This is a genomic window from Natronorubrum bangense (assembly GCF_004799645.1).
GTDB lineage: Archaea > Halobacteriota > Halobacteria > Halobacteriales > Natrialbaceae > Natronorubrum > Natronorubrum bangense.
Genome location: NZ_CP031306.1, coordinates 340607 through 362328, shown reverse-complemented (window position 1 = coordinate 362328; position 21722 = coordinate 340607). Strand labels below are relative to the sequence as shown.

17 protein-coding genes, 1 tRNA gene and 2 pseudogenes are annotated in these 21722 nt (G+C 61.4%); 9 read left to right on the top strand and 11 right to left on the bottom strand.

The window, feature by feature from the left end; genetic code table 11:
• Positions 1-128 precede the first annotated feature (128 nt).
• Positions 129-638 (top strand): hypothetical protein, encoded by a 510-nt coding sequence (locus tag DV706_RS17155; RefSeq protein WP_006065826.1) that lies wholly within the window; start codon positions 129-131, stop codon positions 636-638.
• On the opposite strand, the gene DV706_RS17150 is transcribed toward DV706_RS17155, so the two are convergent.
• From DV706_RS17150 to DV706_RS22575, 3 genes and pseudogenes are all read right to left on the bottom strand, one after another.
• On the bottom strand, positions 583-2004 hold the full coding sequence (locus tag DV706_RS17150) for a beta-alanine-activating enzyme beta-propeller domain-containing protein (RefSeq protein ID WP_136350941.1): 1422 nt from the start codon (positions 2002-2004) through the stop codon (positions 583-585). The two genes, DV706_RS17155 and DV706_RS17150, sit on opposite strands and share 56 nt — an antisense overlap.
• Positions 2005-2355: 351 nt before the next feature.
• On the bottom strand, positions 2356-2514 hold the full coding sequence (locus tag DV706_RS22400) for a helix-turn-helix domain-containing protein (protein ID WP_338043269.1): 159 nt from the start codon (positions 2512-2514) through the stop codon (positions 2356-2358).
• 110 nt (positions 2515-2624) lie between these two features.
• A pseudogene (locus DV706_RS22575) lies at positions 2625-3023 on the bottom strand (helix-turn-helix domain-containing protein); the annotation flags it as partial.
• 207 nt (positions 3024-3230) lie between these two features.
• Here DV706_RS22575 and DV706_RS17140 point away from each other — a divergent pair.
• From DV706_RS17140 to DV706_RS17125, 4 genes and pseudogenes are all read left to right on the top strand, one after another.
• Positions 3231-4634: a selenium-binding protein SBP56-related protein gene (locus DV706_RS17140; protein WP_006065829.1), complete on the top strand. Its 1404-nt coding sequence runs from the start codon at positions 3231-3233 to the stop codon at positions 4632-4634.
• A gap of 14 nt (positions 4635-4648) precedes the next feature.
• A pseudogene (locus DV706_RS22115) lies at positions 4649-4774 on the top strand (cupin domain-containing protein); the annotation flags it as partial.
• 109 nt (positions 4775-4883) lie between these two features.
• Entirely contained in the window at positions 4884-8018 is a 3135-nt protein-coding gene (locus DV706_RS17130; protein WP_006067680.1) for a PAS domain S-box protein, read from the top strand.
• A gap of 120 nt (positions 8019-8138) precedes the next feature.
• Positions 8139-8438: a HalOD1 output domain-containing protein gene (locus DV706_RS17125; RefSeq protein ID WP_049889977.1), complete on the top strand. Its 300-nt coding sequence runs from the start codon at positions 8139-8141 to the stop codon at positions 8436-8438.
• Positions 8439-8655: 217 nt separating this feature from the next.
• On the opposite strand, the gene DV706_RS17120 is transcribed toward DV706_RS17125, so the two are convergent.
• A tRNA-Met gene (locus DV706_RS17120) sits at positions 8656-8809 on the bottom strand.
• Positions 8810-8912: 103 nt separating this feature from the next.
• Between DV706_RS17120 and DV706_RS17115 the strand changes: the two genes are divergently transcribed.
• Positions 8913-10196 (top strand): DUF7115 domain-containing protein, encoded by a 1284-nt coding sequence (locus DV706_RS17115; protein WP_006067682.1) that lies wholly within the window; start codon positions 8913-8915, stop codon positions 10194-10196.
• Between the two features lie 41 nt (positions 10197-10237).
• On the opposite strand, the gene DV706_RS17110 is transcribed toward DV706_RS17115, so the two are convergent.
• Positions 10238-10636: a DUF5830 family protein gene (locus DV706_RS17110; RefSeq protein WP_006067683.1), complete on the bottom strand. Its 399-nt coding sequence runs from the start codon at positions 10634-10636 to the stop codon at positions 10238-10240.
• Between the two features lie 91 nt (positions 10637-10727).
• Between DV706_RS17110 and DV706_RS17105 the strand changes: the two genes are divergently transcribed.
• On the top strand, positions 10728-11453 hold the full coding sequence (locus DV706_RS17105) for a TVP38/TMEM64 family protein (RefSeq protein ID WP_006067684.1): 726 nt from the start codon (positions 10728-10730) through the stop codon (positions 11451-11453).
• 81 nt (positions 11454-11534) lie between these two features.
• Here the strand turns inward: DV706_RS17105 and DV706_RS21535 are convergent, their stop codons facing one another.
• A complete protein-coding gene (locus tag DV706_RS21535; protein ID WP_161569781.1) occupies positions 11535-11672 on the bottom strand; it encodes an HVO_2523 family zinc finger protein in 138 nt (45 codons plus the stop codon).
• A 399-nt stretch (positions 11673-12071) separates the two neighbouring features.
• Here DV706_RS21535 and DV706_RS17100 point away from each other — a divergent pair, with 399 nt between their 5' ends.
• On the top strand, positions 12072-13700 hold the full coding sequence (locus DV706_RS17100; protein ID WP_006067685.1) for a BCCT family transporter: 1629 nt from the start codon (positions 12072-12074) through the stop codon (positions 13698-13700).
• A 116-nt stretch (positions 13701-13816) separates the two neighbouring features.
• On the opposite strand, the gene DV706_RS17095 is transcribed toward DV706_RS17100, so the two are convergent.
• Positions 13817-16930, bottom strand: a complete 3114-nt coding sequence (locus DV706_RS17095) for an adenosylcobalamin-dependent ribonucleoside-diphosphate reductase (RefSeq protein WP_006067686.1) — start codon at positions 16928-16930, stop codon at positions 13817-13819.
• 440 nt (positions 16931-17370) lie between these two features.
• Between DV706_RS17095 and DV706_RS17090 the strand changes: the two genes are divergently transcribed.
• A complete protein-coding gene (locus DV706_RS17090) occupies positions 17371-17553 on the top strand; it encodes a hypothetical protein (protein ID WP_006067687.1) in 183 nt (60 codons plus the stop codon).
• A gap of 45 nt (positions 17554-17598) precedes the next feature.
• Here DV706_RS17090 and trpG read toward each other — a convergent pair whose 3' ends face one another.
• Genes trpG through trpD form a run of 4 tightly spaced genes read right to left on the bottom strand, consistent with a single transcriptional unit; the run spans position 17599 to position 21579 of the window.
• Complete coding sequence (trpG, locus tag DV706_RS17085) at positions 17599-18225, bottom strand: anthranilate synthase component II (protein ID WP_006067688.1); 627 nt, start codon at positions 18223-18225, stop codon at positions 17599-17601.
• Positions 18222-19901, bottom strand: a complete 1680-nt coding sequence (trpE, locus tag DV706_RS17080; RefSeq protein WP_006067689.1) for an anthranilate synthase component I — start codon at positions 19899-19901, stop codon at positions 18222-18224. The genes trpG and trpE overlap by 4 nt, the downstream gene beginning before the upstream one ends.
• Positions 19898-20566: a phosphoribosylanthranilate isomerase gene (locus DV706_RS17075; protein WP_006067690.1), complete on the bottom strand. Its 669-nt coding sequence runs from the start codon at positions 20564-20566 to the stop codon at positions 19898-19900. Before DV706_RS17075 ends, trpE begins: the two co-directional genes overlap by 4 nt.
• Positions 20563-21579 (bottom strand): anthranilate phosphoribosyltransferase, encoded by a 1017-nt coding sequence (gene trpD / locus DV706_RS17070; RefSeq protein WP_006067691.1) that lies wholly within the window; start codon positions 21577-21579, stop codon positions 20563-20565. The genes DV706_RS17075 and trpD overlap by 4 nt, the downstream gene beginning before the upstream one ends.
• Between the last annotated feature and the right edge of the window lie 143 nt (positions 21580-21722).

The window sequence follows — 21722 nt, the reverse complement described above, 5'->3', positions numbered from 1 at the left end:
CTGTCGTGTGGACTGCCCCACAATGGAAGCTTCGGGCTCCTGTGGCTCCGTGACCGGTCAGTGACGGCACCCGATTCCGGCTGGCCGACTGGGAAAATTATTTTGTAGCGAAAAAGTAAGTAAACAATATGGTCCCCGATCTACAGTCACTTAGCCGACGACAGCTGCTCGCAGGAGCCGTCGGCAGCGCCGGACTCGGCGGCGGTGCGTTCGTCGCCACGGCTCTGACTCGACCGACAGCCCTCCCGAACGTGCTCGTCGACTGGACGATCAACTACTACCCGACGCCGCCCTCGCCGAGTTCGCTTTGGCAGCCGACGGTGACCGAAGCCCATGCTCGCGAGGCCGTCGAGTTGCTCGCCGAGACCGAACAAGAGGCGTTCGACCGCTGGGACGACCTGGACAGTGACGACCGTCTCGTCATCGGCTCCGGCGGGTGGCTCTCGACCGCTGAGGAGTCGCTCGAGGACGGCGACTACGAGGACGCCCTCTCCGAGGCCAGATATGGGATGCAGGTCGCCGGCGAGGACCTGGGTGCCGCTCGTGCGGAACGCGGGGAGGAAGACCTCGAGGCGGTTCACTCTACTCTTTCCCTCCTCGTTGACGCACTCGAGCGTCCGACGTCACCCGCTGTTTGATTAGGTAGCCCGCACCTCCGAGGCCGGCAAGCGCGCCAGCGATACCGAACCCGGGACTCTCGTCGTCAGCTGTGTTATGATCACCGTCGGTATCGTGGTTGGTTGAGTCCTCATCTCCAATATAGTAACTCTCGTCGATGTCGATGGTCTGTCCAGCGTGTCGCCAGTCGCCGTGATGGCCGAGAGCTCCGAGTGTCGCTCGCGATCCCTCGCTTGAACCGTCGATACCAGTATCTATCGCGTATATGTTATGGTCCCAACTCCCTACAAACAGTGTTCCGTTCACCACCGTTGGCGATGATTTCACCACATTTCCAGTTTCGAAAGTCCACTCTTGTGCACCCGTTTTTGCATCCAGTGCGTAGACATTATTATCGCCACTTCCAACGAATACCGTCTCACGTACGACGGTCGGTGACGAATGTACTACACCGCCGGTTTCGAATGCCCACTCTTGATCACCTGTTCTTTTATTCAGTGCATAGACAGTGTTGTCGCTACTCCCGATGAATACAGTCCTGTCCATGACTGTGGGTGATGAGGCATGTACTGCACCTCCAGTTTCGAAGCTCCACTCTAGATCACCCGTTTCTGCATCCACTGCGTATACATTACTGTCATCGCTTCCAAAGAACACTGTTCCATCTACCACTGTGGGCGCCGATCGGACCCGATCGCCGGTTTCGAATCGCCACTCTTGCTCGCCTGTTTGTACATTGACCGCGTACAGATGATTGTCATCACTTCCGACGAATACCGTTCCATCAATCACTGTCGGCGACTTCACTCGGCTACCCGTTTCAAATATCCACTCTACATCGCCTGTTTTTGCATCCAGCGCATACAAATTGTTATCATCGCTTCCGACGAACACCATCTCATCTACTACTGTCGGCGACGACTTTATCGCACCATCAGTTTCGAACTTCCACAACAAGTCGCCCGTACTTGCGTCCAACGCATACACGTGCTGATCGTGTCGATGGCTCCCGAAGAACACAGTCCCATCCGCTACTATCGGCGTCGACCGAACTCGGTCGTTGGTTTCAAATCGCCATTCCTGGTCACCCGTTTTTGCATCCAGTGCATACAGATTATCATCGTGGCTTCCAATAAACACAATCCCATCCACAACGGTCGCCGATGCCCACTTGACTTCGTCGCCTGTTTCGAACTGCCACAGTAACTCGCCACTGTTAGCCTCTTTCGCGGTAGCTGGGATAACTAGTCCAGATCCGCTGAGTGATAAGCCACAGGCCACTGCTGCAGATCGTATATAATTACGACGCCCAAGCTTTATTTTGTCTGTTCGAGAACCGCGCTGATTCGGCTCGGAATCTAATGTATCGAACTCGAAATCATTCATAATAACGTTTGAGCATGCACATTTACCACTTATTTGGTACATCTCTCTAGCTTTAGTTTTCCAGTCAGGGCAGTGGTGCAGCACCAGTCTCAAGGTCTAACTCGGCGGATCTCTACTAGCACCCACTCTATGAACAGGGGCCAAACGCTGCAATAGAACCATTCCAAACAGGGTTGAAACTTTCCCATTCAGAAAATCAGATTCTGGAAGTACAAGGCCTGTGAAGACTTCTGCACCACCGCCTTATCAGAACTAAGGCGAGAATGCCCCTTCCTCAAGGAGCGAGTATTGCGAGCGAGTAGGGAGGGGATGAATCGCGAGCGGATCGACGAGACCTGGCTAAACGAGTAACTAGCCGGTCTCGCCGAGATACCCCGACACGAGCCGTTCTTCCGCCCGACGCAACCGATAGGAGAGCGTCGACCGTGGCACGTCGAGTTCCCCGGCCAGGTCGTCCAACGTGATCTCTCTCGGCGTCCGGTAGTAGCCGTGATCGAGGGCCGCGCGCATCGCTGTCCGCTGGTCCGGGGGAGGACCACCGACCCCAAGGAGTTGTGTCCCCACCCCTCGGCGTTGCGGAGGCGACCCATACGAAAGGCAAGTCCCGCCCGCAGATTCGCGCCGAGAGCGTCGTACAACAGGCCCACATTCTCGTCGGACTTCATGAAGATGCGCCAGCTGTGACGGTTCTCCCGACGCGAGGTGCAGTAGAGTGATCCGTGGGGCAGATACCGACCGGCGAGCGTCTGAACGGATTCGCCGTCCTCGACGTCCTCGACGTGGGTGTAGATCACCCGCTCGTCGTCCGAACGGTCCAGCACATCGTGATACCGCGTGGCCGAACAGTCCGCCTCGGTCACTGACGCCGTTTGTACTGTCTCGTCAAGGCGGAGTCGTTCGACTGCGTCGAGCGCCGCCGTCGGACCGATCAGCCGCTCGATGCGCCAGAAGCGGTCTTCGGTTACACAGCCGTGTAACGCCTTGGCGACGAGTGTCGGATGCTCGATGAACACGTCCATCACCGGATCGGAACCCGTCTCGTACACGATATCGAACGTGAACTCACGCATCAGGTACCCTCCCGGTCGTCGTGGGACACCACGAACACACCCAGGGAGTACGTCGGCCAGCGCATAAGGTTTCCCTAAGGTCGAGCAACCGACACGAGTTGTCGCTCGACAACTTAATTATTATTTGTGTCCGTCATGTGTGTGTCACTGTCTCGCATGAGTACTGACGAACCCAGCAGCACGGCCGAGAAGCACGGACACGAACACCACGAGGTAGAGGGACCGGGCTATCCGACGCCCGCGGCGATGCGGACCGAGTCGGAGCGCGAGAAGACGGCATTCGTCGTCGCGCTCCGTGTCGGGATGGACGTCGACGGCTCCGACTTCATCGGCGTCGTCGATCTCGACCCCGAATCGGACACGTACAGCGAACTGGTCGACACCGTCGAGATGCCGAACAAGGGCGACGAACTCCACCACTTCGGCTGGAACTCCTGTTCGTCATCGTGTCACACCGAGGGACTGATGCGCGATCACCTCATCGTCCCCGGACAGCGGTCCTCTCGCATACACATCCTCGACGCCGAGGACCCGCGTAATATGGAGATTGAGAAGGTCATCGAACCCGAGGAGATCTTCGAATACGATCTGTCTGCGCCGCACACGGTTCACTGTGTCCCCGGTGGGAAGGTCGTCATCAGTATGCTCGGGGACGCCAACGGCGAACTTCCCGGCGGCTTCCTCCAGTTGGACCAGAGCGACTTCTCCATCGACGGCCACTGGGAAGCCGACCGCGGCGACATGGAGATGAACTACGACTACTGGTACCAGCCCCGTCACAACGTGATGATCTCGACAGAGTGGGCCGCGCCGAAGACCTACTACCCCGGCTTCGATCTCGACGACGTCGAGGAGGGTAAGTACGGCGACAGCATCCACATCTGGGACTGGGAAAACAAGGAACACCAGCAGGCCCTGAACTTTGGCGAGGAGGGGCAGATTCCGCTGGAGATTCGCATGCCGCACGATCCCGAGGAGACCCAGGGCTACGTCGGTGCGGGGCTCTCCTCGAACATCCTCCGCTTCTGGGAGGAGAGCGACGGCGTGTGGGAGTGGGAGAAGGTAATCGACATCGAGTCCCGCGAGCATCCCGACTGGGACATGCCCGTCCCCGGTCTCGTGACAGACATCGTCCTCTCGCTTGACGACCAGTACCTGTTCTTCTCGAACTGGCTGCACGGCGACATGCGGATGTACGATGTGAGCGACTTCGGCAACCCTCGGCTGGTCGATCGGATCTGGGCCGGTGGTAACTTCGCCGACCGACAGGAGATTCAGGGCACTGAAATCCGTGGTGCGCCTCAGATGCTCCAGCTCTCCCGCGACGGCAAGCGCATCTACTGGACGACGTCCCTGTTCTCCTCGTGGGACAACCAGTTCTACCCCGAAATCGGCGAGAAGGGGTCGCTGATGATGAAGGCGGACGTCTACCCCGACGAGGGACGGATGGAACTCGACGAGGACTTCCTCGTCGACTTCGGCGACGCCCCGGGTGGCCCGGCCCGCGCCCACGAGATTCGCTGGCCCGGCGGCGACTGCACCAGCGACATCTGGCAGTAGATGCATCGAGTCGCGACGACAGCGAAGAGATCACCGCGCCCGGCGTCGTTCGTCACGACCGCGGTGTCGTCCACGGCGCACGAAACGAAACCGAGGAGACGGTCGTCTTCACGGCGAGTCTCTGTCCGCTCCCCTCATAGAACGTCTGAACGCGGCCGCGATCAAGAACGAAGCTGGACTGGTTCGTTGAGCTGTCCACACCATTGAATTTAACAGGAAGTTTTTATTCGTGCCGTTCCCATCGAACATATGACCCGCGGTCTCGGTGCACCTGAAACGGCTCACCTTCGGCTCCTCGTCGTCGGCTCGTCGACATGGCTCCAGACGACGGCAGCGCGCCTCGAGGATGGGGACGTTACGGTTTCCGGGCCGCTCGAGTCGGACGCCGACCTCGAGCTCGATGCAATCGACTGTGTGCTGACCGACGAGCAGGCTGTTCTGACGGCTCTCGACACAGAGTGTGCCGTCGTTTGTGCTGTCGAGTCGGCGGACGGGGAGACGCTCGAGCGACTTCGCAGTGCGGGCGCAACCGACATCGTTCGCAGATCGACGGCCGAGAATCCGGTGTTGCTCGAACACCGGCTTCGGCAGGCCACGCAGTTCGTCACGACCCGTCGGACAGTTACACAACAGGAGACGTGGTATCAGACGCTGCTCGAACAGTCGTCGGATCTGTTGATCGTGACCGACGCCGACGGGACGATCACCGCTGTCGGCCCGTCGGTCGAACGAATACGCGGAGCAGACACAGACACGTTGCTCGGTGTCTCGTTTATTGACCACGTCCACCCAGCGGATGCGCCAGCAGTCCAGACCGCCTTCGAGGACCTCCGTGAACGGGCAACCGGTGAGACGACGACCGTCGAGTACAGATCGCAGTACGCAACCGACGGCTGGTTTGTCCACGAAGCCGTTCTCACGAACTGGCTCGAAGAGGAGAGCGCCATCGTCGTCTCGATCAGGGATGTCACGGATCGCCACCAGGTCGAACAGGAGCTCGACAACTCGTTTGAACGGGTGACAGACGCGTTCTGTGCACTCGACTCCGAGTGGCGGCTTACCTACATTAACGACCAAGCGACGTCCCTCCTCGGCGTCGATCAGGCGGCGGTTCTCGGACAAGATTTCCTCGAGGAGTTTCCGAAACTGGAGGGAACGGATTTCCACAACGCGGCGACCGAAGCAATGCGGAGACAAGAACACACGTCGATCGAAGGCTACTACGAGCCTGCAGATCGCTGGTACGATGTCGAGCTGTACCCCTCGCCGTCAGGGCTCTCGGTTTACTTTCGAGATGTCACCGATCGCATCGATCGCGAACGGGAACTCGAGGCGCGGACGGAGCGACTGGAAACGCTCGTCGAAAACGCCCCCGTTGCCCTCTCCGTCGTCGATGCTGATGGGACGATTACGCTCGCCGAGGGCCGTGCACTCGATCGTATCGACGGCTGCGAATCGCCACTCGTTGGCGAGTCGGTGGACGACGTGTTTGATTCTCACTCGAGCATCCTTGACGATGCGAACACAGCACTGGACGGCCAGTCCGCCCACTCCATGATACTCCTCGAAGATCGCGTTTTCGAATCGTGGTGGCAGCCGATCACCGCGGATGACGACGTCGAACGAGTTATCGGAACTGCCGTCGACGTCACTGAGCGCGTGCAGTATCAAGAGACACTCAACGCCTTACACGAGGCCACGAGACATCTGCTCACCGTCGAATCGAAGCAGGCTGCCTGTGAGTACATGGTCGACGTCGCCGCTGACGTCCTCGACATCGAGAGCATCGTCTACCGCTTCGACGAGCAGCAAAACGAACTCCTGCCGGCAGCCTACGCACCGGGAATCGAGTCGACGATCGGGACACCACCCCGTCTCGAGCCGACTGAGAGTATCTCCTGGCAGACGTTCGCCAGCGAGACTCCATCCCGGTTTGACGACGTCAGGGAGTCGGCATTCGTGTACGATTCGACGACGACCGCTCGCAGTGGGCTCTACGTCCCGATCGGCGAGCACGGCGTACTCGTCGCCCTCGATCCCGAGCCGAACCAGTACGACGATGAAACGTTCGAACTCGCACAGCTGTTTGCCGTGACGGCCGAAGCAGCACTCGATCGAATCGGTCGTACCCATCGGCTCCACCGCCGCGAACGGGAACTCAAGCAACAAAATACCTCGCTCGAGCGATTAAACGATGCAAACGAGGTGCGTCAGGATATCGAGCAGTTACTTTTAATGGCTGACACCCGGACCGAGATCGAACAGGGCATCTGTGAGCGCCTGACCGACCTCGAGGCCTGCTCGTTCGCCTGGATCGGCGAACCCGATCCAAGCGGGACACAGCTTCATCGGCGGGCACAGGACGGCCTCGAGCGTGGCTATCTCGAGGCCGTCACAGTGACGACCGTCGACGACTCCGCGGCCGAGCCGACGGGGCGCACGGCACGCACCCAGGACTCGGTGTATATCGAGAACGTTGCCGAATCGGTTCGTGACGGAACCTGGCGTGTCGAAGCTCTCTCGCGGAACATCCAGTCTGTGTACACTGTGCCGCTCGTGTACGATGGCTTTCTGTACGGGGCCCTGTCTCTGTACGGTGACGACCGAGATGCGTTCGACATGCCACTTCGATCAATACTTGCAGATCTCGGCGGGACCATCGGCTATGCAATCGACGCGGTCAAACGGAAGGCTGCACTGCGTACCGACGGCGTTGCCGCGGTCGAGATCGAACTCGAACTCGAGGACGAATCGCCGCTGTGTCGACTCGCCGAGCAGCTGGCTGCACGAATCGAGTACGAAGGGGAGACGATCCGGGCTGATGGCTCACCGACGGTGTTCGTCGTGGCCGATGTGTCGCTCTCTCCGGACGACACTGCCGCGCTCGCGGATCTCGAAGGTATTCACGCTGTCTCGATCATCACAGATTTCGAGTCGGAAACACTGTTGCAACTCCAGTGTTCGGATCCGTTCCTCGGCGCTGTCGTCGACGCACAGGGTGGCACGCTTCGGTCGTTCGTGACCGACAGCGACGAGAGCCGGGCGATCATCGACGTGCCGGAAACGACCGAAGTCAGAGACCTCCTGTCGAGACTCGGCCGCCGTGGCTTCCCTGCATCGATGGTCGCCCGCCGTGAGCAGTCGACAGACGATCTGTCGACAATCGATATCTCCGCGCGCAACTCGCTACTCGAACAACTGACTGACAGACAACAGGAGGTCGTCCAGACGGCCTACTACGGCGGCTTCTTCGAGTGGCCTCGCCAGACCACCGGTGAGAACCTCGCGGACTCACTCGAGATCTCTCCACCCGCCTTCCACAAGCACGTCAGAGCCGCCGAACAGAAGCTCTTTACCGCGTTGTTCGACAGTTCGTCGAACTAGGGTTAACTGTGTAACCATCTGCTGCAGGATCGGTTACACAGTTAATAATCAAGCTCTTTACTGTTACTCGTGAACGTGAACTCGTCTTCCCGCAGATCGCACGGGGGGTTTGTAGAATCAATGACTGAAATGACTTCACGTTCACCATCTGCTTCAATGACGGACCACTACGTTGTACAGCACGACCGACTCGATGACCAACCACTAAGCGTCGCTATCGTCGACGCCGTTGCGACGTTTTGTGACGAAGAGATAACGGAACTCGAGCCACTTCATTATACGATTAACACTGATGCGCTCGAGCGACTGTTCGAGCCGCGTGCGGAGGGCGTCCGGTCGGACGGCTCAGTCGTCTTCGAATACAACGGCTGTCTGGTAACCGTCGATGCCGACGGTGAAATCCGGGTCGAAGAAGCGTAATCTGACCACCACTGCGACGATTCGACTCAGGGGTGGGTCAACTCGTCGTTTTGCGTGTCGACTGTTTCAGCTGTGTCGAGTCTCGAGACTCACACCTGACTCGCCAGTCGCATCGGTTTTCGTCACGACGACCGGGTTACAGCGCCAGTACTCGCCAGCGCCCACGCAAGATCGTCGGATCACAGAACTCACTCCGACCGTAATTTCGTTGGAAAAATGCCCGGGGAGGGCTCCGAACCCTCGATCTCCGCATGTCCCAGGTCCGAGGCTCGGCAGAGTCCTCGAGGGGACACGGAGGCTTCCAAGGCGAAACCGCACCGAATCTCTGAACCCTATGAGTGCGGCGCTATGTCCAGCTAAGCCACCCGGGCTCGTTTGCTGATAGTGCCGTCTATTTCTTTAAGCTTCTCATTCCGTCCGGGCGTGCAACGCCGACCCACGGATTTATGATATGGCCTTCCCAACTACCCGCGCATGAGCGTTCCCGGAATCGTCCACTCTACTCTTGATGGCGAAGAAATCGCGGCGCGAGTCTCTCTCGGCGGTGAAGACTGCCTTTTCATCACACCCTCGAGCACCCTCGTCTACAACTCCGAAGGGCTCTTGAGCGACGAGTCGGTCGACGAGTACCCCCACGACGCCGACCGACTGACGCTCTCGGAAGGACGGCGCAAAACCACGTTTGCACTCGAGTACCCACTCGAGGGGACCAAGAAGTTCACTGTCCCCGCAAGCAAGACCGACGCCGTTCTCCATCCAGTGCTCGCCGGCGTCTTGAACGGCAACGGGATCACCGAGCCGGGCGAGACGGTCGTTCAGACGTATCGCTTTAGCGAACTGACGTTGATCATCACGAGTGACCGACTGGTCAAACACATCGGCGCGGCGGTCTGGGACGGCGACTACGAGGAGTACGAGTTCGCGGATGTGACTGGGCTCTCCTTCGAAGACGGCAGTGTCGCCACACAGATCGTTCTCGAAGTCGGTGGACGCCCACAGCGGATCAAAGCCCCCAACGAGGAGGCAAACGATCTCCGCGAACGGCTCAAGCGCGCGCTGTTCGAGTACCACGGCGTCGGCTCGCTTGCAGAACTCAACGAGGCGGTCGGTGACGACGACGGAACTGGTGAGGACCGTGACCGCGCAACGGTCGACTTCGGCGACGGCGTCGATCCACTCGATGCAAACCCGCCCGAACTGGACGACGACGGCAGCGACTCCGCTGCCAACGACACGAGTACGCCGGCCGCCACATCGACCGACCCTCTCGCGGAGGAGACGACGGCCGCCCGTGAAGCCGAACCCGAACCTGAGCCACAAACACACGTCCCCGACACGCGCGAGAGGACAGCACACGGCCAGCAGGACACGCCACAAGACGCACACGACGAGCCTGCGCAGTCGGAGACATCGACAGAGCCGGACACCGAACCGACGGACACCACCTTCGAGATGACGACCGACGAGTCGACTGTCCCGGCGACCGAGCACGCTGACTCCCCGACCACGACCGAACCGGACAGCGCTCGAGCCGGCCACGACGCTGTACTCGAGTCGGGCTCGTTGCTCGGTGGCGAGATCGACGACACTGCAGCGGAGACCACAGACGCTACCACGGACGCCGAGCAGGTTTCCAATAGCGAACTCCTCGAGCGACTCGAGTCACTCGAGTCGACCGTCGAACAGCAGACGGAGACGATCGAACGCCAACAGCAGACGATCGAACAGCTGATCGCGGAACTCAGAGCGCGCCGATAACGGCTTTGTGTCACCAGAACACGGCCCTGTAGCCTCGTTGGTCAGTCCTCACGCCCCGTCACTTTCCGGATACACGAAGACCCATAGGGGCCTAACTCGCCAGCATCGAGTTTGATAAAATAGCCTGTCGACAGCCCCATACCACAGCGTTGGCAGGTAAACTCACCCTCTTTCGTAATGATGTCCTGCTCGAAGCGTACGTACTGGCGGCTCTTCGGCCGGATGATCCCGTCCTCGCGGTCGATGATCCCACGAAGTTCGGCCTCATCGAGGATCGTTCGCGTCACCGTCGGATCGGTCGTCACCGTCTCGATTCGGTCGATAACCTCGGGGAGGGGAAGCGACTCGTGCTCGAGTCGCTCGAGCAGTGCCAGTCCGAGTGTGACCCGGTCGTCATCGGTGTCGACGGGCGTGTCGGCTTCAGGCTCGTCGCGGTCCATCGATGTGTGGTGTCGCCCCGATATGAATAAACGTTGTGTCGTGGCCCGCAGAGACACAAACGTTTCAACACTCGAGGAAAAACTGTGATCGATGTCGGTGTCACCGGGACAGCTTCGCCTGCTCGCCGGGATGATCGTGATCGGTGCGATTGTCGCGACTGGCCTGCTCGTCTCTCCAGCAGGGGTGCTTGGTGCCGCTGCGTCGGTTTCTTCGGACCCCTATCTGTTCGGCCTCGTCGTGGTCGGACTCTATCTCGTGCGGCCGCTGCTTGCGCTTCCGACGACGCCGCTTGCACTTGTCGTCGGGTACGGATACGGCGTCGTCCTCGGGGTTCCGTTCGCACTGGCGGGCGTCATCATGACCGTTATTCCCGTCTTCCTCGCTGCACGCTGGCTCGGCGACGCCGAAACACGCACCTGGCCGTGGTCGATCGGTGGCTGGATCGGAACGCTGCTCGAGCGAACCGGAACAACGGTCTCTCGGTATTACAACACCGCGGGACCGGTTCGTGGCGTCATCGTCTCGCGGCTGGCACCGATCCCATCGGATGTCTCGACATGTGCAGCCGCGGTCAGCGGCGTGCGCCTTCGCGAACTCGTGATTGGGACGGCGATCGGCGAACTCCCCTGGACGGTCGCTGCGGTCGTCGTTGGCTCCTCGGCGGCAACCGTGACGGCCGGCGGGCTCGGCGAACTCGGGGTAACGCTCACGGTCGTCTGTCTGTTCGCCGCGATGGCGCTGCTTGCAGGCCCCATCTATCGAGCAGTTCAGTCGCGCCCACAACGACACAGCGTTGACCGCCAGATGGATCGCTAGCCCGAGCCCCCAGCGTCGACTGCCGGGCAAGCTTCGTACGCCAGGCTGGGCTCGATCCCATCGAACAGGTGTGGTGTGCGCCTAGAGAAACGGATCGCTGCAGTCGATGACGACGCCGTGTTGTGGACAGACGTACTTGCAGTGGCGCTTGTACATCGGCGTCTCACAGAACGGACAGGGATGACCATCCGTGCGATGGGATTTGGGGCTGTCAGTCACAGGAGATCAACTCCCGAGCGATTCGACGATCTGTCTTTGCGCTGCCTGGTGAGGTCGGTTGGCTGCGAGACATCGAGTCATTAGTACTGACGGTTGGGACCAGTATGAACGCGACGGACTCGAGTGGAGCCAATCGCTCGAGTCACCGTTCGTGACGGGGAATTATCCACACGTCTCTCTCGGAAAAATGAGTATGCATAGTGTTAAGAGAAGGATCGTAGTGCGTGCGCATGGTGTTACCAAAGGCCATGACCTGTGCAGAAACGAGGGACCGTTCGAACGAGCGGCTCCAGCTGGGTGACTGTGGCGTGGTTCAGCAAGCTGACTCGAGTATAGCGCGACGGCGAGGTGTGGACACGGAACTACCGAGACGGGTTCGTCCCGAAGGGGGTGGGGCCGATGGCTGATTCGGACGACCTCAGTGCTGTCGGTCGCTTCCGTGAGGAACTCGACCCGATTGTCTTCCTGTTTGGAGCCGGCCTCTCGGTTGGGATCATCGCACTCTACTTCATCAGCCCGACGACCGTCGAAAACGCCATTGGGGTGGCAAACGAGTCGATGCTCGAGTATCTGAACTGGGCGCTGCTGTTGATCGTCTTCTTGATCGTCTTGTTCTTGCTGTTCCTGATTATCGGGCCGTGGGGGAAGATCAGGTTGGGCGACGAGAAGCCGGAGTACAGCTTCCTCTCGTTTTTCGCAATGTTGTACTCGGCTGGCTTCGCCGCCGGGGTCGTCTTCTGGGGGCCGACTGAGGCGCTGTTTTATTATGACAACCCTTCGCCGCTGTTCGACGTTTCCGGTGGCTCGGCGGAGGCGATGACGGTCGCCGTCCAGCAGACGCTGTTCCACTGGGCGCTCCCGCAGTTGGCCGTCTTCACGATCATGGGGATCGCGATCGGCTACTTCGCGTACAACTACGACTCCGTCCCACTGCGGGTTTCCTCGGCGCTGACCCCACTGCTCGGGAAGGATAACCTCGATGGGAACGCCGCGAAGTTCATCGATATCATCGCTGTCTTCGCGACGATCGGCGGCGTCGCGACCTCGCTTGGCTTTATCGGCAGCCAGTTCGTCACCGGACTGGACTACCAGTGGGGGATCGATCTGGGGAACACCGGGATCTTGCTCGTGGTGACGACGATGACGCTTTTGTTTACGATCTCGATGGTGCTCGGCGTCGACCGCGGCATTCGCCGGCTCTCGAACTTCAATATGATTCTCTTCGTCGTCCTCATGGTGGCGACGTTCATCGTCGGCCCGACGGTGTTTCTCGTCTTGCTCGGAACACAGGCCTTCGGCGGCATGGTGACGAACTTCGTCTCGATGAGTCTGTTCACCGGCGCGGGTGTCGAGGGCGGCACCCAGTGGGCAAACGACTGGACCGTCTTCTACTGGGCGTGGGCACTCTCGTGGTCCCCGTTTGCCGGTCTGTTCATCGCCCGGATCTCCAAAGGACGCACCGTCCGCGAGGTCGCGTTTACGGGCATCGCTGCGACCTCTGGGGCGACGATTCCGTGGTTTACCTTCGTCGGCGGCTCGGCCGTCTGGGCCCAGCACAACGGCGTCACGGACATCCTCGGTCCCGTCGGCGAACACGGCGCGCCGGTCGCTGGCTTCGCCCTCTTCGAGGCGTTCCCGCTTGGCTCCGTGTTCATGATCGCCTTTATGATCCTCGTCACCACGTTCTTCATTACGTCAGCGGACTCCTCGACGCTCGCCGTCTCGATGATGACCACCGGCGGCAAGGCCAGTCCCTCGAGTATCAACCGGGTCTTCTGGGGGGTCGTCCTCGGCATGACTGCCGCGATCCTGATGATCCTCGGCGGTGTCGACGCCCTGCAGTCGGCCGCGATCATCACGGGCGGCCCGTTTGCGTTCGTCTGTCTGTTCGCATTGCTCGGGCTCGCCCGCGAGTTCAGCGCGAAGTTCGGACGCGTGCTCTTACAGGATGACGCCTGGATCGTCGGCTCGCGGCCGGAACAGCCCTCGAGCGGCGATTCGGACGCGGTTCCCGGAGACGACGACTGACGGCGATCGAGTCGTCTCCGGACGACCAGCGTGGACGCACCGCTGGTCAGTGCTGTCCGATGCAGAGCGATCGAAAAAACGACGTCGCGGTTTCGGTCGGTCGGTTCAGTCGCTTCTCAGCACTCGCTCCAGCCACAGGACTCGCAGGTCTTGCAGCCTTCGGAGTAGTACAGCGACAGCGAGCCACAGTCAGGACACTCCGGCGACTCGCCGGCGTCGATCAGGTCCTGAATGGCGTCGTCGTCGTCGTTGCTCGCCGCAGCGGCTCCGCCGTCGGTCTGTGGGCCGTCAACCTCGGCGTCCGCGCCCGCATCAGCCGCATCCTCGAGCGTCTGCTGGGTCGGGTACGGCTTGTCGATCTCGCTCTCGAGGTAGCGACGCATCGCGGTGCCGATGGCGTCCGGGATGGACTGGATCTGCTCGCCTTTGTCCCAGGCGACTTTCGGACTGCGCGTGCCACAGAGTTCGTCGACGATCTCCTCGGGGTCGACACCCGAGCGCAGCGAGGTCGAGATGACCTTCGCCAGCGCCTCGGTAAAGGAGTTCGTGAAGCCACCGGAGTGGCCGATGTTCGCGAACAGCTCGAACGGCTGGCCGGTCTCGGGGTCCTCGTTGATCGTCACGTAGACCTTGCCGTAGCCGGTGTCGATACGCTGGCTGACGCCCTGGAGCGCATCTGGCCGCTCGCGCTTCTCGGTGAAGTCGACCTCGACCGGCTGGCGTGCCTCGTCGACCAGCGAGTCGACGTCTTCCTCGAGAACCTCGCGGACGTCCTCGCTCTCGAGGAACGCCTCGAGACCACCGAAGATCTCGTCGATCTGTTCGATGAGCGCCTGTGCAGCTTCCGTCTCGTCGGCGAAGTCGGCGTTGTCGGCTCGCGTCGTCAGCACCTGCTTGGAGCGGGTACCGTCGCGGTAGTAGGTGACGCCTTTCCCGCCGTTCTCGTAGACCCACTCGAAGACCTCTTTGGCGTCCTCGAGCGAGGAATCGTTCGGTGCGTTGACCGTCTTCGAGATGGCGGAGTCGACGCCTTTCTGTGCGGCACACTGGACGGCCGCGTGCTGTTTCGCCGAGAGGTCCGAGGTGATGACGAACAGTTCGCCGATGGCGTCTGGCACCGTCGACAGCCCTTCGACGCCGTCGAACTGGTTTGTGGCCATCTGCTCTTGGGCCTCTGCTTTGACGGCTTCGACGTCGATGTCGTTGGCCTCTAAGGTGCGCAGGAAGTAGTCGTCGAACTCGACGAGCATCTCGTCGCCCTGCACGTCGTCGGTGACGTTCTTGTAGTAGGCGACGTTGTAAATCGGCTCACAGCCACCCGTCGTGTTGCCGACCATCGAGGTCGTTCCGGTCGGGGCGATGGTCGTCACGTTGTGGTTGCGGATCGGGAAGCCATCGGCCCAGTCGTCGGCGTCCTCGCCGGTCTGTTTCTCGAACCATTCGCGGTACTCGGTCGGCTCGGCGTACTTCGAGTCGTCCCAGTCGTTAAAGGAGCCACGCTCGGTTGCGAGGTCGTGACTCGTCGCCTTCGCGCCGTGGTTGATGTGGGTCAGCAGCTGGCTGGCGACCTCGTTGCCCTCCTCGCTGCCGTACTTGATGCCGAGCTGGATATACAACTGAGCGAGCCCCATGATTCCGAGGCCGATCTTGCGCATGTCACGAACCTTCTCCTCGATCTCTTCCACCGGGAAGTCGGACATCGTGACGACGTTCTCGAGGAAGCGCGTACCGTACTCGATGCGTTCGTCGAACTCCTCGAAGTCGATCGCCTCCGCTAAGAAGGCCGCGACGGCCGCCTCGTGGGAGTCGTACTCATCGGCGTGTTCCTCGCTCCAGACACGCCAGTCGGGTGCGTTCTGGTCGGCGACCGTCGAGAGGTTGATGTGACCGAGGTTACAGGCCTCGTACTCCTCGAGTGGCTGTTCGCCACAGGGGTTTGTCGCGAGGATGCGGTGGTCTTCCTGCTCTTCGATGTCGAAGGAGTGCTCCTTGTTCACTCGCTCGAGGTAGATGACGCCCGGTTCGCCGTTCTCGTGGGCGCCTTCGACGATGCGTTCGAAGATGAGTTCGGCGGGGATCGACAGCGGCTCGCCGACCTCGATGTGTTCGCCGAGGTCGTAGCGGCTGTACATCTCTTTGGTCTCCTCGGTGGCGATGTGTGGCTCTTCCGTGCGCGGATTGGTGAACGTGAACTCCTCGCCGTTTTTGACCGCGTCCATGAAGCCGTCGGTGATGCCGACGGAGATGTTGAAGTTAGAGAGGTGGCCCTCGACGGCGTTGCGCAGGTGTTTCGGAACGCGACCTTCCTCGTCGATCAGCTCGCGGGCTTCCTCGAGTGCTTCCGAGAACGTCGTGTAGGTGTAGTCGTCGGGGTCGTTGAGTCGCAGCGTGTGTGCCAGCGAGACGTCCTTGTTTTTGGCGTGGATGAACTCGATGACGTCCGGGTGGGAGACCCGCATGATCCCCATCTGCGCACCGCGTCGGGTGCCACCCTGGGCGATCGTCTCACAGAGCTGGTCGTACGTGCGCATGAACGTGATCGGGCCGGAGGCGATACCGCCGGTCGAGCCGACCGAGTCGCCGTAGGGACGCAGCTGCCAGAAGCCGTAGCCGACGCCGCCACCGGACTGGAAGACCTCTGCGGCCTTCTTTGCGGTCTCGTGGATGTCCGAGAGGTCGTCGTCGGGGCTCATGACGAAACATGCCGAGAGCTGCTGGAGTTCGTCGCCAGCGTTCATCAGGGTTGGCGAGTTCGGCATAAAGGAAAGGTGCTCCATCCCTTCGATGAACGTCTCGGCGACGTCCTCGACGTGCTCGCGCACGTCTTCGGGAAGCTCTGGGACGACCGTCTCGTAGGCGAACTTGTTGACGTTGTGCTCGGTTAGTTCGGTTTCGACGTCGTCACCAACGGTTGTCCCCTCACCGAAGACCTCCTCTGCGAGTTCGTCCCGGCGCGGGTGGTCGGGCTTGAGCTGGTCGGGTGTAACGGTTACCTCGAGGTCGAGCTTGTCTGCCTCGTAGACGGCTTCAGCGAGGGCGACGTTCTTGCCGACGCGGTCGAAGAGGTCCTCCTGGGATTCGATGAGCTCGCCGTTGGCGTCCTTACGCAGATAGCGTGCGGGGAGGATGTTGTGATAGGCGTTGTCGGTCAGTCGCTCCTCGAGCGTGTCACCGTCGGTGCGTTTGATCGGGAGGGTGAGGTCAGCCGCGGAGAGCTCCGAGTTGCTCATGCGCAGGTCACCTCGTCAGTATCCCGTTTCCGGGTGGCGATTCTGGCGTATGGGGAAGTCCTGAATTCCATCATTCGTAACGAAGGTTCGATAGTCAGCCATGCATCTTAAAACTGGGTATTTCGTCCTATATTTCTTGTACTAGGACAACTCCAGTTGTATAGATGGCTCTGTGTTGTCTCGTTTGTCGAGTCGATCACGATCCTCGAACAGACCGTAATCGGTGCTATCAGCAACTACAACGCCGACGGTCTTAACGATTTTCAGACCGAACTGAAAGTAGCGTCAACGACAATGAATCGCCGCCTAGTCGGCCGATTTTCAGTTTCAGTCGGCAGATCGGTCGCCTGCATGAACACATTATTTTTCGTGAAAGTAGCGAATAGCACTCTTTCATTACATCCAGAAAGATTACGTCCCTGTAGGACCGTGGGGTCAGTATGTTCGAACCGCTAACGTCCTCGACCATCTTGCTCATACTGGCGGGATTGGCCGCCTTTGCGGTCGCCGTCGTTGCGATCCGTATCGCGATCAAACTGGCCGTCCGAGTCGGGCTCGTCGCCGCGGTCGTGCTCGCAGCGCTGTGGGCAACTGGTACGCTCGAGTTGCTCCCCGGCGTCTGAAGTCGACAGCTCCGTAACCGATTTTTCTGTTGAACGATTCCCTGCCTACAGGGTCGAGAGGAAGTTCTCGATGACGTCGTGGCCAACGGCCGTCAGGACGCTTTCTGGATGGAACTGCACGCACTCGAGTGGGTACTCGCGGTGGCGCACACCCATCACGAGCGTCTCCGAGCCGTGTTCGGCCGTCGCCGACACCGCGAAACAGTCGGGCACCTCGGTGGCGACCAGCGAGTGATAGCGGCCGGCCCGAAAGCCCTGCTCGAGTCCCTCGAAGACGCCCTCGCCGTCGTGGTCGACCGCCGAGGCCTTGCCGTGGATCGGATCGGGGGCCCGCCCGACGGTGCCGCCGTAGGCGTAGACGGCGGCCTCGAGTCCGAGACAGACGCCAAGCGTCGGAATCTCGCTGAGTTCCTCGAGTACGTCCATCGTAACGCCGACGTCGCGATCGTTTTTCGGATGCCCCGGCCCCGGACTGATGACGATCGCGTCGGGGTCGACGGCGCGGACGTCCTCGAGCGAGGCGGTGTTTTTCAGAATCTCGGTCTCGGTGCCCGGCAGTTGGCTGACGTACTCGACGAGGTTGTACGTAAACGAGTCGTAGTTGTCGATGAACAGGACCGTCAGCGCCGCTGCATCCGCGTCGACAGCCGACTGCTCGCTCGTCGCGTTCATCGGCTCACCTCCGGTGTCGTCTCGACGGCTCCGCTTGAGTCGTCATCGCTGCCGTCGGCAGATATCTCGATCGCCTCGAGGGCTGCGAGCACGCCGCCCATCTTCTTCTCCGTTTCCTCGTACTCGGCCTCGGGGTCGCTGTCGGCGACCAATCCAGCACCGGCCTGGACCGTAATCCGGTCTCGATCTGCCTCGTGTTCAACCGTTGCCGTCCGAATCACGATCGCGAAATCGGCGTCGCCAGTCCAAGAGTAGTAGCCAACGCCGCCGCCGTAGAGCCCGCGTGGCTCGGCCTCGAGGTCGTCGATGATCTCCATCGCTCGGATCTTCGGCGCGCCCGAAAGGGTTCCGGCGGGGAACGACGCACGGGTCGCATCAAAGGCATCGGCGTCCGCTGCCAACGCTCCGGTCACGGTCGATTCGATATGCTGGACGTGGCTGTATTTGAGGACGTTCATGAACTCGTCGACCCGGACCGAGCCAGCCTCGGAGACCCGACGCACGTCGTTTCGGGCCAGATCGACCAGCATCGTGTGCTCGGCGCGCTCTTTCTCGTCGGCCAGCATCTCGCCAGCCAGCCGACGGTCCTCGACGGGACTCGAGCCCCGGTCACAGGTCCCGGCGATGGGGTTGGACATCACTTCGCGCCCGCGCACGGAAACAAGCGTTTCAGGACTCGCGCCGACGACGGTCAGATCGCCGTGGTCGAGCAGATACATGTACGGCGAGGGGTTGACGTCGCGCATCGCCTCGTAGAAGCCGAGCGGGTCGACGTCGCCGTAGAGCTCTCGCGTCCGGGAGATAACACCCTGGTAGATGTCGCCGTCGAGGACGTGTTCTTTCGCCCGACGGACGCTCTCCTCGTACTCGGCTTTGGGGCCGGCGATCTCTTCGTCGCGGACGAATCCGCCCGTTTCCGGTGGCTCGGCCGTCTGCAACGTCTCTGCGACCGCGCGTGCCTCGGCTCGAATCTCGTCGTAGACCGCGTCGGGATCGGCGTCGGCCTCGAGGATCGGCGTACAGACCAGCGAGACGGTCCCCTCGTGTTCGTCGAACGCGAGCGTCTTCGTCGTCAGCACGAACTGGGCGTCCGGGAACCGCGAGTCGGGTCGCTCGAGGCCGACTTCCTCGAGCCAGAGGTCGTAGACGGCGTCGTAGGCGAGAAAACCGACCAGCCCGCCGGTCAGATGCTGGCGGTCGTGATCGGGCGCGTTCGGGAAGTCGACATCGGGCATCGCCGCCCGGAGCGCATCGACGGTGTCGCCGTCGACATCCGTCTCGAGGAGATCAAGCGGCGCGTCGTCGGTCAGCGCCTCGACGGTCGTCCCCTCGGGTTCGACCGTGACGACGGCGTCAGGATCGTAGCCGACGTAGGAGTAGCGCGCGTGGCGGTCCGCTCGCGTCGAACTCGGGCGGAATGCGCCGTCCGGATCGCTCGAGGCGGTTTTCTCCGCGCTCTCGAGTAAGAAGGCGTACGACGATCGCTCCCGGTCGCTCGAGGGCGAGCGGCCGGTGAGGGCGGCGTAGGCCGCAAGCGGCGTCGTCTCGACGTCGAGGGTGGCGACGGTTCGGACGACTGCTGGCCGGTCCTCGCGGTCGCCTGCATACTCGCAGAAGGTCTCGCGGTCGATATCTAGCGTCGGCGTCGGGTTCGATGAGGGGGCTGAGTCAGTCATGGGTGATGGGACGAGTCCGGCTCTACTGCTCGAAGGGCGGTCGTTGCTCGGTCGACGAACGAGTGTACTGCGGTCGGGTCCTTGCTGCCGTCGTCGGCTTCGACCCCACTTGCGGCGTCGACGGCGAACGGCTCGACTGCTCGGACCGCGTCCGCGACGTTGTCTGGGGTGAGTCCACCGGCGAGGATCAACGGCGACTCGAGGTCGGCAGCAGCCTGTCGGGTTCGCCCCCAGTCGTGGGTCTCGCCGGTTCCGCCACCGCCGTCCTCGCCCGGCGTATCGACGAGGAGGGCATCGACGACGTCGTCGTAGGCGGCCGCGTTCGTCGCGTCGTCGGCATCGACCGCGTACAGTAGCCGTGCATCGATGGTCGATCGCAAACGATCGAGGGCGTCTGGCTCGAGGCCGCCGTGGATCTGGAGGACATCCGGTCCGACCGCATCGACCAGCTCGCGTGCGTGGTCGGGGTCGGACGGCATCGTCACGAGCACCGTCGTCACGAACGGTGGTGTGGCCGCGACGAGGGCTCGAGCCTGATCGACTGAGACCTCTCGTGGCGTGTCGACGGGAACGTCACAGATGAGTCCGACCGCGTCGACACCGGCGTCGACGACCGTCTCGAGGTCAGCTTCGGTCGTCAGTCCACAGACCTTGACGCGCGTCATTGGTGGGTTTGTTCCGAGACGCCCGTGCAGAGCCGTTCGAACTTCGTCGCTGCGTCGCCGGACTCGATCGCCTCACGTGCGGTATCGGCACCGTCCTCGAGCGAGTCGGCCTCGCCCGCAACGTAGATCGCTGCGCCCGCGTTCGCGAGGATGACGTCGCGCTTTGCGCCCGTCACGTCGCCCTCGACGATACCGCGCATGTCGTCGGCGTTTGCCTCGGGCGAGCCACCTGCGATGTCCGTGATGTCGTGTGCCTCGAGGCCGAGATCGGTTGGCTCGAGCGAATACTGCTCGACGTCGTCGCCGTCGACTTCCGCGACAGTGGTCTCGCCGTGGATGGCGATCTCGTCGGTGCCCGCGCCGTGGACGACCAGCGCGCGGTCGACATCCATCCGGGAGAGCGCCGCCGCCAGCGTCGGGACGAGATCGGGGTCGTAGACGCCGACGACCTGTGCGTCCGCGCCCGCGGGGTTCGTCAGCGGTCCGAGAATATTAAAGACCGTTCGCATGCCGAGTTCCTTTCGCGGGCCGATGACGGCTTTCATCGCAGGGTGGAACACCGGCGCGAGCATGAACCCGATCCCATCGCGTTCGATCGCGTTCTCGACGGCCGGTGGCTCAGCCTCGACGTCGACGCCAGCGACCTCGAGGACGTCCGCGCTGCCAGATGACGAGGAGACGGAGTAGTTGCCGTGTTTAGCGATCGGGACGCCAGCGCCGGCGGCGACGATCGCGCTCGTCGTCGAGACGTTGATCGTATCGTAGTCGTCCCCGCCCGTCCCGCAGGTGTCAACCAGCGGCTCCCGGTCAGGTGCGATCGTTCGGGCTGCCTCGCGCATCCCTTCCGCGAAGCCGGCGATCTCCGCTTCCGTCTCGCCTTTTGCACGCAGTGCAGCAAGCAGTGCGCCGATCTGTGCTTCCGTTGCGCCCTCGAACACCGCTGTTGAGGCCGCTCGAGCCTCCGTTTGTGTAAGGTCCTGGCCGTCAGTCACCCGTTCGACGTATTCCTGCATAGTGAACACCAATGTACGTAGTTGTCTTATAATGCCCAAATCAGTACATCGACTTAAACGTGTCGCCGGGATGTGTGGGGCTCACTCTCGAAGGGCATTCGATTCGAAACCTTCAATTACCGTGGCGGGCAACGATTGAATGC